Genomic DNA, 16,750 nt, shown 5'->3' with positions numbered 1-16,750 from the left:
CTCACCTATCTAACCTGAATAGGTGAGTTAAGCTTTTTTTCTGCATTTGATTAAGCTATTTTAAAAACAGTTTTTCAGCTTGTTCTCGAAGTACATGTGCTTCCTTATCATTTCCTGCTACTGTATCTAGTTTATCCAGCACATTTTTCATCAGCTCTGCTTTTTCCTGATAGTTTGTATCTACAGCAAGATAATCAAGTTCTACTTTTTTCGTTTGAACGCCTGCCTCTTTAAATAATTGAATGGCATATTCATGATTGTGATAGTCCTCCGCATAATAAACCGTTCGGATACCACTTTGAATTAACTGCTTTGTACATTGTAGACATGGAAAATGCGTTACATAAATGTCTGCATTATCTGTTGCAACACCAAATTTTGCACATTGTAAGAGTGCATTTGCCTCTGCATGAACAGTTCGTACACAATGACCATCAATAACATAACAACCATCATCAATACAATGAACACCGCCAGATACACTTCCATTATAGCCACCTGCTATTATCCGCTTGTCGCGGACAATTGTTGCTCCCACCATTAGTCTTGTACAAGTACTACGAAGCGCAAGCAAGTGACTTTGTGCCATAAAATATTGATCCCATGAAATTCTTTCCATATGTATTCCCCTTTGCGTATTCTCCCCCTAGTGTACATTCCAAAGTGAATTTTCGTCAATTATCAAAATCATAGATTAACCGGCTATAAACCCCATATCTGTAGAATAAGTAAACCAAAAGACAAAAAGGTGAGGGGAAACTCCCATGAATTTCGGATTCTGAACAAAGCCTGCTGGTTTCCCTTGTAGTGCTGGCAATCAGCTGGAAAGAAAAAACAACTTTATTTAAAGTTTCATTTTACGGAATTTGTATGGTGTCCTGCATGTTCTCCAATGTTTTTTGACCAATTCCTGAAACGTTTAGCAAATCTTCAATCGAATTGAATAAACCATGCTCCTCTCGGTGTTGAATAATTGCTTGTGCCTTGGCTGGACCAATTCCTGGAAGCTGTTCGATTTCCTCCTGCGTGGCCATATTTACTTTAATCTTTCCATTACTTTCAACAGAACCTGCTCCACTCTCAATCTCATCCCCAATTTTAGGCACAATAATAATCATTTCATCCTGCACTTTTTGCGCGAGGTTAATTTGACTTTGGTCAGCATCAGAAGTAAACCCTCCTGCTGTTAAAATAACATCATTCACCCTTGCATCTGGTGATACTTCATAAACCCCTGGTTTTGCAATTGCACCTTTGATATCAACAACTGCAGCTGTATTTGAGTCTTGAATTGCTTCTGCTTGTTTATCAAATGGATCTTCTGTGGATGAAACAGCTTGTAAATCTAGAATCGTTTCTTGTTCTTCGGTCGCATCACGAGTGAAAATGAGGAATAAAACAACTAAAATCGTTAAGGCAATGAAAAACGAGGATTTTTTAAGAAGGTTTAACAACCCTTTTCACATCCATTCTATAATAGTTAGTAGGAGGCGTTTCTACAGAAGATAATTCCTGTAGTTATAGATATATTCTTCATCATTTTATAAAATCCTGCTAATAAAAAAAGATCAGGAATCTCAATTATCCTGACCTTTTTTCAGCTAAAAAGAAAATTCGCTCTGAATTTTCATCTACATTATTCACTTTTGTTGAAAAATCAGCAAACAATTTAATGTTTTCAAAGCCTGACTCTTTTAATATTTTTTTGTAAAATGTTACCGGATACGTTTTTTGATGATGAAATTCATCAAAACGTTTATATGTTTCTTCTTCTAAAGCAAAGAATGTCAAATCATGAAACATCTCACCAGGATCATCTCCAGCTGAACAAAACCAAATATAAGAAGCCTCATCAGTTACCTCAGCAAATGTTTGATTCATATAATTTTTCTCTACATGAGACAAGGAGTGAACATCAAAAATGAAAAGCCCACCTTCCTTTAAGCAATTCGCTATATTATGGAAGGATTTCTGCAAATCCATTGGTTCTGTTATATAATTCATAACATCACAATAACTGATAGCTACATCATACTCGAATAAACCAGTAAGTTTCGTTAAATCCTGATGTATCCATTGTATAGAAAGATTTTTTTCCTCTGCTTTATGTGCTGCATGCGTAAGCATTTCTGTCGAATAATCTACACCAGTTATATGATAGCCACGTTCTGCTAATCTTGTTGCAATTTCTCCAGTACCACATCCAAGGTCAGCTATCCTTTCAGCTTCTTTTCCAGTTTGCTTTATCATTTCTTCTGTGAAAGAAACCCACGCATCATAAGGAGCGTTTACCATCAATTGATCATACAAGGAAGCCATTTGCTGATATGCCATGATTAGCCTTCCTGACCAAGTTGTAAGGCTACGCGAGAAGCATCTCCCCATAGACGTTCTAAATTATAATAATTCCGTTCATCCTTGTGAAAAATATGACAAACAATGTCTCCAACATCGACAAGAATCCAGCGTGCGGATTCAAATCCTTCTATTCGCTTAACTTGAATTCCATTTTCATCCATCACATCTTTGATTCCACGTGCTATTGCCTGCACCTGTCTTTCATTGTTACCATGACAGATTAAGAAATAATCCGCCACTAATGATACTTGATTCATATCTAAAGCAATAATATCTTCAGCTCGTTTATCATCGCAAGCTTCAGCAATTAAATCGATAATTTCTTTATTTTTCATATAAGGAACTACCTCCAGTAATTTGTCTTGTTAAATCATTATACGCATGAAAACTATCTGGATAAACGGTTACGTTTTTAGACATTAAATAGGTTATTGTATTTTTGGATGCCATCCAACACGCCTGTGTTAGATTCTGCTCAGCAATACCTCTAACTTTGTCTATTCCCGGAAAAGATCTGCCCGGCTCGATATAATCCGCAAGAAAAATAATCTTGTCAAGTTTGCTCATCCCAGCCTTACCCGTCGTATGGTACTGAACAGCACTTTGAATTTCCTTATCCACAATACCGAATTCCCTCTCTATCAAAATAGCCCCAACTGGTCCATGCCATAGTTCATGATGATAATCGAGAAGATCTTTTGGAAGAGTGGATTTCCTTATCCAGCGCTCCATCTCGTCAAGTGAACGGTATTTTGCATAATCATGAAGAATAGCAGCAAGCTCTGCCTTCTTTGGTGACGCTTCATAGAGATGAGCAAGCTTAACAGCAGTCTCTGCAACACGCTGCGTATGCTCAAACCTTTTCACTGTTAAATGGGGTTTTACTTTTTCAGTTGCTTCTGTTATATTCATACAAATCTTTCTCCTTAATGTAGGAAATGACAGGTTCTGGTACAATGTAATGAACCGACCGCTTCCTACGCAACCAATTTCTCAACATCGATGATGAGATATCAATCATTGGAATATCGATTTCCGTAATCGGATATTCTGTAACAAGCTGATATCCCGATCGCTTCACCCCCACAAAGCGTACAAGTGAAAATAATTCATCTACTTTATGCCAATTCGGTAAGTATTCAACCATATCTGCGCCAATAATAAAGTAAAACTCTTTTTCAGGGTGCAACTTTTGCAATTCTTTCATTGTATCTACAGTATATGATTTACCTGTACGTTCTATTTCAATTGTATTCACTTTAAAGTGAGGATTACTCTTCGTCGCTAAGTGCAGCATTTGAATACGATCCTGTGCACTTGTCTTGGATGCTGTTTTATGCGGAGGTGTATAAGTAGGGATAAACCAGACTTCCTGAAGGTCCATCGCTAACCTTACTTCCTCAGCAATCAATAAATGACCTAAATGCGGGGGGTCGAATGTTCCACCCAATATTCCAATCCGTTCCATGTCAAACTCCTCTACCGTTCATTCTTGACAAATGTTAGTAAACCGAACACTTGGATCTTATGGTAATCTTAGTTGTTTATTTTCCTTTGACTCTTTATAAAGCACAATTTGATTTCCGATGATTTGAACAATATGAGCCTCCGTCCCATCAGCAATCTGCTCAGCAACAGCGTCCTTATCTTCCATACAATTTTGTAGCACACTTACTTTAAGCAATTCTCTTTTTTCTAATGCTTCTCCTATTTGTTCAATCATATTATCATTAACACCAATTTTTCCAACCTGAAATATTGGCTTCAGATGGTGCGCTTCAGCTCGTAAAAAACGTTTTTGTTTACCTGTTAACATAAAAATTATCTTCCTTCCAAAATAGTTTGTAGTTGTAAATCCAAATCATCCATAGGTACCTTTTGGTTTGTCCAAATTTCGAAAGCATATTGTGCTTGGTACAATAGCATTGTATGCCCATAGTGTATAGCAGCGCCATTCTTTTCTGCTTCTTTGAGAAATTTTGTTTGTAGCGGCTGATAAACAATATCACTGGCAATTGCATTTTCTTTCACCTGGCTAAATGAAAGAATGGAAGTATCAACATTCGGTTTCATTCCTACGGACGTTGTTTGGATAATTAAATCATAATTTCCTATTCCCTCTTCAGCCTCTTTTAAAGATACAACTTTCGTATTACTTGATAGGGTGGCGAGCTTTGCTATTTCTTCTGCACTTGCCTTCGTTCGGTTTGCGATATCAATACAATCAAACCCAGCTCTATCCAGTGCATAGTATATTCCTCTTGCTGCTCCACCAGCACCAATCAACAAAATACGTTTTGATTTGTTCTGAAAAAAGGTAGGATATTTGCTTTCTAATGATCGCAGATATCCGATTCCATCTGTATTATAGCCAATCCATTTTCCCTCTCGATATACAACCGTATTTACAGCCCCCATTTGCTTCGCTGTATCATCAAGCATATTCAAATATGGAATGATCTCTTCTTTATATGGCACTGTAACATTAAAACCATCTACTTTTTCTTTTTTTAAGGTTAGTACATTTTCGTCAAATGATGCATCAGGACTAATCTCATGCAACGTATAAGTTCCTTTTAGATGTGTCCGCTCCAGGAATTTATTATGTATCCATGGAGACAAGGAATGCTGTATCGGATAACCAATCAGCTTTAAGCGATAATCCATCATTCTCCCTCCCCTTGATTACAACAATGACTTGCGAATTGTAACGGAAACGCCTTTCGGACTATGCGCAGCTACTGTCGTGTCACTACCTGAAATACTTACCCAGCCAAGCCCTGGAAAAACAATATCCGTTTTCTCCCCGTTCAATTTAAACGTACTCTCGGTAAGTTTTGGTAACTGCTCTAACGTGGTCTGATTCGGCGGTGATAATAATTCTCCTACATGGTTTTTATACAATTCATCTGCATTTTCTAGTTTGGTCCGGTGAATCGGAAGCTCGTTTGAGAAATAGCAAACAAAAGACTGCCGATCTCCTTTAATAAAATCAATTCGAGCCAACCCTCCAAAATAGAGTGTTTGTCCATGATTAAGCTGATATATTCTGGCTTTTATTTCTTTTTTTGGCGTAACGATTTTCAAATCTTCATCCGATAAATAGTGAGTTAATTGCTGTTTGTTGACAATCCCTGGTGTATCAATCAATGCGCTGCTATCATCCAGCGGTATTTCGATAAAACCTAATGTGGTTCCCGGGAAATAGGAAGTTGTAATGACGTCAGTATATCCGCTTGATTGTTTAATTAAACGATTAATAAAAGTAGACTTCCCAACATTGGTAGTTCCAACAATATAAACATTCTTATTTTCACGATAGGCATCGATTTGCTGCGAGAGCTCTTCAATTCCTGATCCTTTTGCAGAAGAGATTAAGAAAACATCTTTCACTTTTATTCCTATTTCTTTCGCTTCTGAACGCAGCCACTGAGTAAGCTTGTTCTGGTTCGTTGATTTGGGCAACAGATCCACTTTATTCCCTACCAATATAATTGGATTATCGCCTGTTATTCTTGGGAGGCTTTTAATTAAGCTTCCATTAACATCGAAAATATCGATCATATGAACAACAAGACCATTTGCATCTCTAATCGTGCTGACCATTTTTAGAAAATCATCATCCGTGATTGCAACATCCTGTATTTCATTGTAATGCTTTAAACGAAAGCATCTCTTACATAATACCATTTCTTTATTTAATGAGGATGCTGGTGTATAACCAATCTTTTCTGGATCAGTTGTCTGAATTTCAGCTCCGCATCCTTGACAATAAATAATTTCCAAATCTATTCCTCCCAGCTAATCTTTCCTTTTCTGCGCATGTAATTTAGAATTCTCCGCTCGATTTTTCGGTTAATCCTTGTAATTTTTCCATCTGTTTGAACGATAGGAACAACAAGAATCGTATAGAATCCAGCGAAATTTCCTCCAAGCACATCTGTCAGGATTTGATCCCCGACTACTACAATTTCCTCTCTTTTCAGACCCATCTCTTTTGCTACTGTTTTAAATGCACGACCTAATGGTTTTCTTGCACTATACACAAAGGGTGTCTCAAGTGGCTCCGAGAAAACCTGTACCCGTTCTTGATTATTATTTGAAATAATAGTCACTTTAATATCATGATCTTTCATCAGTTTAAACCACTGAATAATTTCAGGAGTAGCATTTTTTACATCCCAAGCTACAAGTGTATTATCTAAGTCCGTAATAATCCCTTTGATACCTTTTCGCTTCAGAATTTCTGGTTGTATGTCGAACACGCTTTTTACATGTTCGTTAGGCAAAAAATTCGATAACATCCATTACACCTCAATATAACTGCAAATCAGTTCATTTTTTATCCAATACCACATTATACCCTAATCGTATAATAACTTACTAGAGATTTAAAGCAGTTGTTCAAAAAATCTCCCCCTTTTGAACAGACATTCAAAGCGCAAGCAGTTTAGTTTGCGCATTTAAGTGTAACTATTATTTATATGAAGTTTTCCTGCTTTGCATTCGTTGTTTATCGCTAAAATCCGAAAGAATCGTTCGACAAATTCATACAATTTTCTAATTGTGGATAACTTTATCAACAATATTTGTTGTTCTCATATTAGCAACATCAAGCATTCACAAATCCTTATACACAAGTTATCTACAGGTCGATGTAGATAACTTGCGCCTTGTTCTTACTGTATAATCATGTTAAATTATTAATAGATTCAGCAAGCAAATTCTAAATTTTAGGAGGGCTGTATTATGGAAAATTTATCAGATGATTTACTATTAGAATCCTATTATACAGCATGTGAATTAAATTTAAGCCCTGACTTTTTATCGCTATTTGAAGAAGAAATTCACAAAAGATGTCTAACACAAAAAATTAAACGTTCAGGTTAACAAAGCATAATATAAGAAATAAAAGGCCACAACCCTATTCATGTAAGGGTTCTGGCCATTTTTTATTTTCCAAACTATTAACCCTCTGTTAAAATCTCTTCCTATTTAAAAGGAACTGTAAGATGCTGAAAATTGACGCATTGTAAGACATGCAACTCACTTAAAATTAGGTTATACTGTAAAAAGGGTCAAAATTCATCCGACATTTGTTAAGTAAATATAAAAATCTGGACCTTATTTCATTCTACTTAGAACGGTTGTTCAATTTCTAAATAAAGGAGGAATTTTATTTGACAGCTTTACATTGGGCTACGATTTCCCCATTTTTATTAGCCATTCTCATCCCGTTCATGTACAAATATGTACGCAGGATACATACGGGCTGGTTTGTATTAATATTACCGCTCGTTTTATTTATTTACTTTCTATCCTTTTTACCTGTAACAGCGAATGGGGACGTTGTTCTACGCTCTGTGCCTTGGGTTCCTTCACTTGGAATCAGCTTTGATTTATACATAGACGGGCTTAGCTTATTATTTGCATTACTAATATCAGGAATAGGTACACTTGTAGTTTTATATTCTATCTATTACTTATCTAAACATAAAGAAAAACTCAATAACTTCTATGTTTACCTATTGTTATTCATGGGCGCAATGCTAGGAGTCGTTTTATCAGATAACTTGATCGTCCTTTATGTATTTTGGGAAATTACAAGTATTTCATCGGCTCTCCTTATTAGCTATTGGTTCCATCGTGAGAAATCTACATATGGAGCACAGAAATCTATGTATATTACCGTTTTTGGCGGGCTTTCCATGCTAGGTGGATTCTCACTGCTTTATGTCATGACAGGAACGTTTAGTGTTCGGGAAATTATTGCAAATGTTGACCTTGTTGCAACTAGCTCACTATTCTTACCTGCAATGATTTTAATACTACTCGGCGCATTTACCAAGTCAGCACAATTTCCATTTCATATTTGGCTACCTGATGCAATGGAAGCCCCTACCCCTGTTAGTGCTTATCTGCATTCGGCAACGATGGTTAAAGCTGGGATATATTTAGTTGCCAGAATGACACCTATTTTTGGCGGTGCTGCCGAATGGTTCTGGATTATTTCACTTGTCGGATTAACAACACTCATATGGGGTTCAATTTCAGCGGTAAGACAAAAGGATTTAAAATCTATTTTGGCTTTCTCTACGGTAAGTCAACTAGGGATGATTATGAGTCTGCTTGGAGTCGGCTCTGTTGCCTATTATTTTAATGATGGAGATAATGCACTCTATACAACTGCAATCTTAGCTGCTGTTTTCCATTTAATAAACCATGCGACATTTAAAGGCAGTTTATTTATGACAGCAGGCATCATTGATCACGAAACAGGTACACGTGATATTCGTAAGCTTGGTGGTTTAATGACACTCATGCCGATTACTGCTACTGTTTCTTTAATCGGGTTAGCAGCAATGGCCGGACTACCGCCGTTTAATGGCTTTCTCAGTAAAGAGCTTTTCTTTACTGCAATGGTAAACGTAACTGAATACGGCATTTTCAGTGTGGAAACATGGGGAATAGTTTTACCTGTTTTGGCGTGGATTGCTAGCATCTTTACATTTTTATATTGTGCTATTCTTTTCTTTAAAACGTTCACCGGAAAATTCCAGCCTGAAAAGCTTGCAGTCAAACACGTGCATGAGGCTCCAATTGGGATGCTGATCAGTCCAATTATTCTCGGTTCACTTGTAGTTATTTTTGGTTTATTCCCAAATATTCTTGCTTACACATTGATTGAACCGGCTATGGCTGCCATTCTTCCAGGTATTCTAGAGCCAGGAGAGCAATTTTATGTGAACATTTACCACTGGCACGGGTTTAAATTAGAGTTGTGGATGACCATTGGTGTCATTGCTATCGGTACAATATTCTTCCTAACAATGAAGAAATGGTCAAAATCTGCTTTCTATAGAAGTGAACAGGATATATTTAACCATGTATATGACAGTGGCTATAATGGATTGATTAAAGGTTCACAAGTACTTACCAGAGCACAAATGACAGGAATGTTACGGGATTATTTTCTTTATATGTGTACGTTCATCGTCCTGCTCATCGGTTATACGATGTTCCGTTACGATGCATTTGCAATCAATACGGATAACTTGTCACCAATTGATCCTTATATGTGGATCGTTGCGATTCTATTAGTAATTTCTGTTGTTGCTGTACCATTTATTAATAATCGAATTACAGCTATTATTGTGGCGGGTGTTGCTGGTTTCTTAGTTGCACTAATGTTTACGATATTCCGTGCTCCTGATTTAGCATTAACACAGTTATTAGTAGAAACAGTTTCTGTTATCTTGTTTATGCTTGTTTTCTACCACTTACCTGAACTTCGTAAAGAGAAGATTAAACCGTCGTTTAAACTCATTAATTTAATTGTTTCAATTGCTGTAGGTGTTATGATAACTCTCGTTTCACTGAGTGCATTCGCTCTAGGCAGTGAAACAGATTTCACTTCCATTGCAGCATATTTTATTGAGAATTCCAAGGTTTTAGCTGGTGGATACAATATTGTCAACGTTATTCTCGTCGACTTCCGTGGACTTGATACGATGCTTGAAATCCTTGTATTAGGAATTGCAGCTATTGGAGTGGTATCAATGATCAAATTGCGACTAAAAGGGAGTGAAGATGTGTGAAACAAATGAGACCAAATGATATGATGTTACAAGTCTCTATGCGGCTCATAACATTAATCATCTTTGCTTTTTCATTCTACTTATTCTTGGCTGGTCATAATAATCCAGGTGGTGGTTTTATCGGTGGATTAATGACAGCAAGCGCTATTTTAGTTTTATATTTAGCTTTTGATATGAAAACAATTAAGAAGGCAATGCCTTTCAATTTCACGACCATGATCGGCGTTGGATTGCTGTTCGCTGTTTTTACGGGAGTCGCATCCATGTTATTTGGATTTCCGTTCTTAAAACATTTCTTTGATTATTTCCAATTTCCGATCTTTGGCGAGGTAGAATTAACGACTGCACTCCCATTTGATTTAGGAGTGTATCTCGTTGTAGTCGGAGCTGCCTTAACAATTATTTTAGCAATTGCGGAGGATGATAAATAATGGAAGTACTAATGTCAATTGTAATAGGTATCATCTTTACCGTAAGTGTCTATTTATTCTTGTCGAGAAGTATCATACGCGTTATTTTAGGAACTTTACTGTTATCTCATGGTGTGCACTTACTACTGATCACGATGTCAGAACTTCAGCGTGGTGCACCACCACTATTAAATTTAGATGCCGATGCCTATACAGACCCATTGCCACAAGCTCTCGTCTTAACAGCGATTGTTATTGCTTTTGGAGTTACTTCGTTTCTTTTAGTAATGGCTTATCGGACGTATAAAGAACATAAGACAGATGATTTAGAAGAATTAAGGGGATCTGCTGATGAATAATTTAATTATCCTTCCGATAATTATTCCATTTATTATCGGAGCTGTATTAATTATATTCCCAAAACACCATCGCCTTCAGCGAGTGGTGAGTGGGTTCACTGCTGTTGGGATGCTGTTGCTGTCAATCTATTTAGCAATTGTTGTCTATCAGAATGGGATTATTGTTTTAGAAGCAGGAAATTGGTCTGCACCATTTGGTATTGTACTGGTTGCTGATATGTTTGCAACATTAATGATCTTACTTACCAGTCTATTAAGTGCAGCTTGTTTATTCTTTGCATTTAAAACCATTACACCACAGCGTGAGAAGTTTTACTTTTATCCTTTCTACTTTTTCTTGCTGGTTGGGGTAAATGGTGCTTTTTTAACAGGTGATATATTTAACTTGTTTGTATTTTTTGAAGTAATGCTGTTGTCCTCTTACGCTCTTATTGTTAACGGTGGGACAAAATATCAGCTTCGTGAGTCATTTAAATATGTCATTATAAATGTTTTTGCCTCAGCGCTATTTGTCGTTGCAGTTGCATGGCTATATTCTGTGACAGGCACACTAAACATGGCTCATATTTCGGAACGAATTGCTGAACTTGAACAAACTGGAGTGGTAAATGTCATTGCGATTATGTTCTTTATTGTATTCGCATCTAAAGGAGCCTTATTCCCACTTTATTTCTGGCTTCCAAAATCATACTTCGGTCCACCTGCTGCTATCGCTGCCCTGTTTGGAGGCTTGCTAACAAAGGTTGGTATTTATGCTATTATTCGTGTATTCACATTGGTTTTCTACCACGAACCGAGCTATACACATAAAGCTGTTATAGTTACAATTGCTGGATTTACAATGTTGTTTGGAGTGTTAGGTGCAGTTTCTCAATTCGATTTCAAACGAATACTTTCTTATCATATCATTAGCCAGGTTGGCTATATGGTAATGGGACTTGGAATCTTCACCCCTCTAGCAGTTGCCGGTGCAATTTATTATATTGTACATCATATGATTGTGAAAACCGCTCTCTTCTTATTTGCAGGAGCTGCTGAGCGAGTTACTGGTACAACGGATTTGAAGAAAATGGGTGGGCTGCTTAAAACGCACCCTGTATTATCTTGGTTGTTTTTTATTAGTGCTATTTCACTTGCTGGTATTCCGCCTTTCAGTGGTTTTTTCAGTAAGTTCCCGATTATTTTAGCTGGTTTTCAGGAAGAACAATATATTATTTCCGGTGTTGCTTTACTAGTCGGTTTACTAACCCTTTTCTCTATGATGAAGATATTTAGTTATGCTTTTTGGGGAAAACAAAAACATACAAATGAACAATCAAAGCTGCCTATCGGTAAACTTTTATTACCAATTGCGCCTCTCGTAGCACTAACAATCATTTTAGGTATTGCTGCTGAGCCTATTTTCCAATATTCGTTACAAGTAGCTGAACAAATCATGGATCCATCAATTTATATTGAATCTGTTCTGAAGGAGTAGTTGCTATGGCTTTCCAAATTTTAGTCAATATAATAATTGCCGTTACATGGATGTTTCTACAGAATAGTTACACGGCTACTAGTTTTCTTTTTGGATACATAATAGGAATTATTATATTGTTCATCCTGCGCCGTTTTCTTGTTTTTAATTTTTATATGAATCGAGTGTGGGCAATTATTAAGTTGATCATGCTTTTCATTATCGAGCTCATTAAAGCTAATCTTGATGTCATTAAAATTGTTCTAAGCCCAAAACTTAATAATCAGCCTGGAATTGTAGCAGTAGAAACGAGATTAGAAACGAATGTTGAAATAACCTTACTTGCTGCACTTATTTCCTTGACACCTGGTACTGTATCAATGGATTTCTCAAGCGACGGAAAGACTATTTATATTCACTCTATCGATGTACCGGATAAGGAAGATATGATCGAACAAATTCGTAACTCATTTGAACGAGCGATCATGGAGGTGACGAAATAATGTTTCAAGTTATTCTTTATTTTTCACTTTTAGTATTATCAATTTCTTTGGTTCTGTTCTTAATAAGAATAATTAAAGGTCCCTCCACTCAAGATCGAATACTTGGATTGGACTGTATTGGAGTAACATTAGTTGGTTTTATCGGGATTATCATGATCCTTCAAGAAACCATTGCATACTCCGACATTATCCTTGTGTTAAGTATTCTGGCTTTTGTTGGAACGGTGGCCATGTCAAAATTCATGGAAAGAGGTGCTGTCTTTGACCGTGATTGAGATTATTACGAGCATATTCATTTTAATCGGTACGTTTTTCACTATTTTAAGCGCAATTGGTGTCATTCGCCTTCCGGATGTATATAGTAGAATGCACGCTGCTGGTAAAAGTTCAACCCTTGGGGTTGTCACATTGATGCTAGCTACGTTCATCTATTTCATTCCGACAGGTATAATCAACGGAAAGGTTTTGCTAGCCATTCTATTTCTGTTTATCACAGCACCTTTATCAGCGTTGATGGTTAATCGTTCTGCATATTACAATGGGGTACCTCTCGCTAAAAACAGTATACAGGACGATTTAAGAAAGAAATTTGAACAAGATAAAGAATAAAGATAAATCTTATTCGTATTGATAAAGAATTAAATTTTAAAAAATGGATCATCACAAGCTGATGATCCATTTTTTAATTTCCTCTCCTGCTTCATATGTAAATTCTCGATTAAAAAATAATAGAAACGGGAATACCTATGGTTAGATGAATTTATTCGTTTTGTTAACACTGAATAGAGAGGTTTTCCACGTTGAATACTTACGAGTTACTAAGCAGCTTAAAAATAAAATCAATATATGGTGCACTACCAGAAGAAGTCCATTCCATTGAACAGGATTCCAGAAAAGTTAAAAAAGAATCATTATTTGTTTGTATTAGAGGCTTCCGATCAGATGGTCATTCTTATTATTCACAAGCCATTCATAATGGAGCAACAATTATTATTGCAGAAGAAAAACTTCCTATTGACCTTACAAAGTTTGCTTTAGTTATTGTAAAAGATACTGCAAAAGCACTGGCAATTCTTGCAAATAAGTTTTATCATTATCCTTCAAACAAAATGACTGTGTACGGTGTGACTGGAACAAATGGTAAAACAACAGTCACAACACTAATTAAGCAGTTACTTGAAAAGAATAATCAGCAAGCTGCATTGCTTGGTACAAATGGAATTGATCTTCTAAATGAATCCGTAGAAAGTGATAACACCACATGTGATGTACTAACGAATCAAAAAATACTTCATAGAGTAGCCGAGCACGGAATGGGTCACATAGTTATGGAAATATCTTCTCATGGTCTCGCACAAGGAAGGCAACGTGGAGTTAATTTTGATGTAGTAACTTTTACAAACCTTTCACAGGATCATCTTGACTATCACAAGACGATGGAGCAGTATGGCTACACAAAAGGTCTCCTTTTTGCGCAGCTTGGAAATAATTTGACAGAAGAAAAAAATGTTATTCTAAATCGGGATGATCCGTGGTATGAGATATATAATGGCATGACACCATTTGAAGTAATTTCTTACGGCATTTATAACGAAGCTGACTTTCGAGCAACCAATATTATCTACTATGAGGACCGTACCTGCTTTACATTAGGATCTCCAGAAGGGAATTTTCCCGTCACTACAAAATTAATTGGCGAATTTAATGTATATAATGTAGTAGCTGCAATCGCAACCGTATATAGTAAAACAATGATTTCTGTAAAAACGTTAGTCCGCTCACTCGCTAATATAGCCCACATAAATGGCAGAATGCAAAAGCTCGACCTTGAAGCACCAATATCAATTTACATTGACTACGCACATACCCCAGATGCGATAGAAAAAGTAATCGCTTCTGTCCAACCATTTAAGCAGAATCGTATTCTATTAGTGGTTGGTACCGGCGGAGATCGAGATGAATCGAAACGTCCCATTATGGCTGAGAAAGCATCTGTAGCTGATTTTGTAATTTTAACAATTAATGACTCAAGATATGAGGATTCTAATGCTATCTTAACGGATATGGAACAAGGAATGAAGCACAATAATTATATCTGCATTCCGAATCGAAAGGCTGCCATAAGCCTTGTTATCGACAAGAGTGAACCTGGAGATATTATTATCATTGCTGGTAAAGGGCTTGAGAAGTATCAAATCACAGAAGATAAGAAACACCCGCATAGTGACAAGGAAATCGCAATACGAAATTGTTCGATTAAGTATAATCTAAGTGTGTAGATCTAGAATCAGTAAGGACTAATTTACATTCAAACTGCAAACATACAACAAATTGCCTTAGGCTCTATCAAAGATCCCAGGGCAATTTGTTATTTAAAGAAAAGGTTAATCTTTTCCAAAGTACCATTTCCAAAGAGAAAAACCAACAATAGCATATATAGCAATTAGACCATATAGCCAAACTGTTAACATTTCATTAACAAACAATCGCTTCTCCCCCATTCTCTAATCCATTCACTTTGCTTCTTGTATACTTTCATATTCTTGGTCGGGTTCCTTAAAGATTTTTGACAAAATCAATATGACTGCGATTCCAATAAATGTTGCTACTGCACCGGCAGACATTGTACTGGGGATGATCCCGCCAAAATATAAGATAAGATATGATAATAATCCAATAAACATCGATCCTTCTGCTGCGCGTGGAGATACTTTCCTTTTAGCATAAACAGCATACAAGATTGGACCGAGGGTCCCCGCTGCTACACCTGAAATCCCAATCCACATGACGTCCCCCATATACCTTGGTGGGTTAAGCACAAGCAGAAATGCTGCTAATCCGACTAGTGGAACACTCCATCTGCTAATGAGAAGAGCGATTTGTTGCGCCTTTTCTTCACTCACATTTACATATCCGCGTTTCACTAGAAATTTAAGAAAAATATCATTAGCAAATACGGTTGAAATCGATACAAATAACCCATCAGTCGTTGACATAGCTGCAGCAAGTATAACTACACCAAATATCGCAACAAAAATTGCTGGGAATGCCCATGCGATATACTCCATAAGGGCTAAGTCAGTTGTTTCTGTTCCACTACCAATAGCTACTCTGCTATACAATCCACCAAACAGTACTAACACACATAGGGAAGCTGTTATAACATAAACTAAAATCATTTTTCCTAAATCACTTTCTCTTTTCAAACCCAATACCTTATTAAATAAATGGGGTGCCGAGGCAAAAGCCCACTGGATTGTTATGGCACCTATTACCGGTCCGATTGAATAAAAATGTAGTGATTCCGGATTAAAAACCTTAACAAGGTTACCATCCTGCGCAGCTAAATTATCAACAATACCTGCAAAAGTTGCAGTGACTCCCCCATCCCAAAATATAACAATCCCTGAAATAAATACTGCTAATCCAGCAATAGCCATCATAATTACCTGTACAGCATCTGTATAGATATCCGCAAGTGCGCCACCTGCAAACACATATAACACCACAATAGCCGTAATAAGAATCAAACCTGTTGAATAATTCATACCAAGCAGATACTCAAATATCCTTGCACCAGCTACAAATTGCGCAGCTATGTAAAAAATATTAAAAAGTAAAATTAACCCTGTTCCCACTCGCAAAATATCACTATTATAAAAATCGCCAAGCCAGTCTGGTAATGATAGTGATTTTTGTTTGGTATTCAACTTTCTTACCTTTTTTGCAACCATTAGCATTCCTATTGGGCCGCCACCTATCATTGCTAAGAAAAGCCATAAGTTAGATAGACCCCAGTCATAAGACCATCCTGGATATCCTAGAAAGGTTGCAGCGCTCAAATAGGTTGCAGCAAAAGATAGGCCTAAGATGACTGGTCCTAACGTTGTTCCTCCAGTTGCAAAATCACGGACATTTTTCGTTTTTCTGGCGCCAATATAACCAAGAAAAAGCATAACCACAAGAAAGAGTGAAAAACCTATCCATGTATATAATGTGGTAGCTTGCATGCACTGACCCCTTTCTCTGAATTATCAGCTAATTAATCGTAGTAAAAACACTATGT

The 16,750-nt window shown here is 36.8% G+C and carries 20 protein-coding genes; 9 read left to right on the top strand and 11 right to left on the bottom strand.

Annotated elements, in window-relative coordinates:
* Window positions 1-55: 55 nt before the first annotated feature.
* From MHH64_RS13140 to MHH64_RS13095, 10 genes are all read right to left on the bottom strand, one after another.
* Window positions 56-619, bottom strand: coding sequence for a ComE operon protein 2 (locus tag MHH64_RS13140; protein WP_095307075.1), 564 nt, complete (start codon window positions 617-619; stop codon window positions 56-58).
* Window positions 620-857: 238 nt separating this feature from the next.
* On the bottom strand, window positions 858-1,454 hold the full coding sequence (locus MHH64_RS13135) for a helix-hairpin-helix domain-containing protein (RefSeq protein ID WP_303447276.1): 597 nt from the start codon (window positions 1,452-1,454) through the stop codon (window positions 858-860).
* 127 nt (window positions 1,455-1,581) lie between these two features.
* Window positions 1,582-2,334 carry a class I SAM-dependent methyltransferase gene (locus tag MHH64_RS13130; protein ID WP_095307077.1) on the bottom strand — a complete coding sequence of 251 codons (753 nt, stop codon included), beginning with the start codon at window positions 2,332-2,334 and terminating at the stop codon, window positions 1,582-1,584.
* Between the two features lie 2 nt (window positions 2,335-2,336).
* Window positions 2,337-2,693: a ribosome silencing factor gene (rsfS, locus tag MHH64_RS13125; RefSeq protein WP_095307078.1), complete on the bottom strand. Its 357-nt coding sequence runs from the start codon at window positions 2,691-2,693 to the stop codon at window positions 2,337-2,339.
* The gene (yqeK, locus tag MHH64_RS13120) at window positions 2,683-3,270 is read right to left on the bottom strand and encodes a bis(5'-nucleosyl)-tetraphosphatase (symmetrical) YqeK (protein ID WP_095307079.1); all 588 of its coding nucleotides are present in this window, start codon (window positions 3,268-3,270) and stop codon (window positions 2,683-2,685) included. The genes rsfS and yqeK overlap by 11 nt, the downstream gene beginning before the upstream one ends.
* Complete coding sequence (locus tag MHH64_RS13115) at window positions 3,248-3,826, bottom strand: nicotinate-nucleotide adenylyltransferase (RefSeq protein ID WP_095307080.1); 579 nt, start codon at window positions 3,824-3,826, stop codon at window positions 3,248-3,250. Before MHH64_RS13115 ends, yqeK begins: the two co-directional genes overlap by 23 nt.
* A 57-nt stretch (window positions 3,827-3,883) precedes the next feature.
* A complete protein-coding gene (gene yhbY / locus MHH64_RS13110; RefSeq protein ID WP_095307081.1) occupies window positions 3,884-4,174 on the bottom strand; it encodes a ribosome assembly RNA-binding protein YhbY in 291 nt (96 codons plus the stop codon).
* Window positions 4,175-4,179: 5 nt separating this feature from the next.
* The gene (gene aroE, locus MHH64_RS13105) at window positions 4,180-5,025 is read right to left on the bottom strand and encodes a shikimate dehydrogenase (RefSeq protein ID WP_095307083.1); all 846 of its coding nucleotides are present in this window, start codon (window positions 5,023-5,025) and stop codon (window positions 4,180-4,182) included.
* Between the two features lie 18 nt (window positions 5,026-5,043).
* Entirely contained in the window at window positions 5,044-6,144 is a 1,101-nt protein-coding gene (yqeH, locus tag MHH64_RS13100; RefSeq protein WP_095307084.1) for a ribosome biogenesis GTPase YqeH, read from the bottom strand.
* A 2-nt stretch (window positions 6,145-6,146) separates the two neighbouring features.
* Window positions 6,147-6,662 carry a YqeG family HAD IIIA-type phosphatase gene (locus MHH64_RS13095; protein WP_095307085.1) on the bottom strand — a complete coding sequence of 172 codons (516 nt, stop codon included), beginning with the start codon at window positions 6,660-6,662 and terminating at the stop codon, window positions 6,147-6,149.
* 445 nt (window positions 6,663-7,107) lie between these two features.
* Between MHH64_RS13095 and MHH64_RS13090 the strand changes: the two genes are divergently transcribed.
* The 9 genes from MHH64_RS13090 (at window position 7,108) to MHH64_RS13050 (ending at window position 14,963) form a co-directional block, all read left to right on the top strand.
* A complete protein-coding gene (locus tag MHH64_RS13090; protein WP_095307086.1) occupies window positions 7,108-7,248 on the top strand; it encodes a sporulation histidine kinase inhibitor Sda in 141 nt (46 codons plus the stop codon).
* 290 nt (window positions 7,249-7,538) lie between these two features.
* Complete coding sequence (locus MHH64_RS13085; RefSeq protein WP_095307087.1) at window positions 7,539-9,956, top strand: Na+/H+ antiporter subunit A; 2,418 nt, start codon at window positions 7,539-7,541, stop codon at window positions 9,954-9,956.
* On the top strand, window positions 9,953-10,387 hold the full coding sequence (locus tag MHH64_RS13080; protein WP_095307088.1) for a Na(+)/H(+) antiporter subunit B: 435 nt from the start codon (window positions 9,953-9,955) through the stop codon (window positions 10,385-10,387). The genes MHH64_RS13085 and MHH64_RS13080 overlap by 4 nt, the downstream gene beginning before the upstream one ends.
* Window positions 10,387-10,725, top strand: coding sequence for a Na(+)/H(+) antiporter subunit C (locus MHH64_RS13075; protein WP_095307089.1), 339 nt, complete (start codon window positions 10,387-10,389; stop codon window positions 10,723-10,725). The genes MHH64_RS13080 and MHH64_RS13075 overlap by 1 nt, the downstream gene beginning before the upstream one ends.
* Window positions 10,718-12,202, top strand: a complete 1,485-nt coding sequence (locus MHH64_RS13070) for a Na+/H+ antiporter subunit D (RefSeq protein ID WP_340001883.1) — start codon at window positions 10,718-10,720, stop codon at window positions 12,200-12,202. The genes MHH64_RS13075 and MHH64_RS13070 overlap by 8 nt, the downstream gene beginning before the upstream one ends.
* 5 nt (window positions 12,203-12,207) lie before the next feature.
* A complete protein-coding gene (locus tag MHH64_RS13065) occupies window positions 12,208-12,684 on the top strand; it encodes a Na+/H+ antiporter subunit E (RefSeq protein ID WP_095307092.1) in 477 nt (158 codons plus the stop codon).
* Complete coding sequence (locus MHH64_RS13060) at window positions 12,684-12,959, top strand: Na(+)/H(+) antiporter subunit F1 (RefSeq protein ID WP_095307093.1); 276 nt, start codon at window positions 12,684-12,686, stop codon at window positions 12,957-12,959. The genes MHH64_RS13065 and MHH64_RS13060 overlap by 1 nt, the downstream gene beginning before the upstream one ends.
* Window positions 12,952-13,293 (top strand): monovalent cation/H(+) antiporter subunit G, encoded by a 342-nt coding sequence (mnhG, locus tag MHH64_RS13055; protein WP_316246654.1) that lies wholly within the window; start codon window positions 12,952-12,954, stop codon window positions 13,291-13,293. The genes MHH64_RS13060 and mnhG overlap by 8 nt, the downstream gene beginning before the upstream one ends.
* 191 nt (window positions 13,294-13,484) lie before the next feature.
* Window positions 13,485-14,963 carry a UDP-N-acetylmuramoyl-L-alanyl-D-glutamate--2,6-diaminopimelate ligase gene (locus MHH64_RS13050; protein WP_340001882.1) on the top strand — a complete coding sequence of 493 codons (1,479 nt, stop codon included), beginning with the start codon at window positions 13,485-13,487 and terminating at the stop codon, window positions 14,961-14,963.
* Between the two features lie 234 nt (window positions 14,964-15,197).
* On the opposite strand, the gene MHH64_RS13045 is transcribed toward MHH64_RS13050, so the two are convergent.
* Entirely contained in the window at window positions 15,198-16,694 is a 1,497-nt protein-coding gene (locus tag MHH64_RS13045; protein WP_118889113.1) for a sodium:pantothenate symporter, read from the bottom strand.
* Window positions 16,695-16,750: the final 56 nt, after the last annotated feature.

The organism is Oceanobacillus sp. FSL K6-0127 (assembly GCF_037983385.1).
Taxonomy (GTDB): domain Bacteria; phylum Bacillota; class Bacilli; order Bacillales; family Amphibacillaceae; genus Oceanobacillus; species Oceanobacillus profundus.
This window is presented reverse-complemented; position numbering and strand designations above follow the sequence as displayed.

What these genes read in the sequence shown, in the direction of transcription:
- MHH64_RS13140 (WP_095307075.1), bottom strand. Translation starts at nt 619, where the DNA reads ATGGAAAGAATTTCATGGGATCAATATTTTATGGCACAAAGTCACTTG.
- MHH64_RS13130 (WP_095307077.1), bottom strand. Translation starts at nt 2,334, where the DNA reads ATGGCATATCAGCAAATGGCTTCCTTGTATGATCAATTGATGGTAAAC.
- rsfS (WP_095307078.1), bottom strand. Translation starts at nt 2,693, where the DNA reads ATGAAAAATAAAGAAATTATCGATTTAATTGCTGAAGCTTGCGATGAT.
- yqeK (WP_095307079.1), bottom strand. Translation starts at nt 3,270, where the DNA reads ATGAATATAACAGAAGCAACTGAAAAAGTAAAACCCCATTTAACAGTG.
- MHH64_RS13115 (WP_095307080.1), bottom strand. Translation starts at nt 3,826, where the DNA reads ATGGAACGGATTGGAATATTGGGTGGAACATTCGACCCCCCGCATTTA.
- yhbY (WP_095307081.1), bottom strand. Translation starts at nt 4,174, where the DNA reads ATGTTAACAGGTAAACAAAAACGTTTTTTACGAGCTGAAGCGCACCAT.
- aroE (WP_095307083.1), bottom strand. Translation starts at nt 5,025, where the DNA reads ATGGATTATCGCTTAAAGCTGATTGGTTATCCGATACAGCATTCCTTG.
- MHH64_RS13095 (WP_095307085.1), bottom strand. Translation starts at nt 6,662, where the DNA reads ATGTTATCGAATTTTTTGCCTAACGAACATGTAAAAAGCGTGTTCGAC.
- MHH64_RS13090 (WP_095307086.1), top strand. Translation starts at nt 7,108, where the DNA reads ATGGAAAATTTATCAGATGATTTACTATTAGAATCCTATTATACAGCA.
- MHH64_RS13075 (WP_095307089.1), top strand. Translation starts at nt 10,387, where the DNA reads ATGGAAGTACTAATGTCAATTGTAATAGGTATCATCTTTACCGTAAGT.
- MHH64_RS13070 (WP_340001883.1), top strand. Translation starts at nt 10,718, where the DNA reads ATGAATAATTTAATTATCCTTCCGATAATTATTCCATTTATTATCGGA.
- MHH64_RS13065 (WP_095307092.1), top strand. Translation starts at nt 12,208, where the DNA reads ATGGCTTTCCAAATTTTAGTCAATATAATAATTGCCGTTACATGGATG.
- MHH64_RS13060 (WP_095307093.1), top strand. Translation starts at nt 12,684, where the DNA reads ATGTTTCAAGTTATTCTTTATTTTTCACTTTTAGTATTATCAATTTCT.
- MHH64_RS13045 (WP_118889113.1), bottom strand. Translation starts at nt 16,694, where the DNA reads ATGCAAGCTACCACATTATATACATGGATAGGTTTTTCACTCTTTCTT.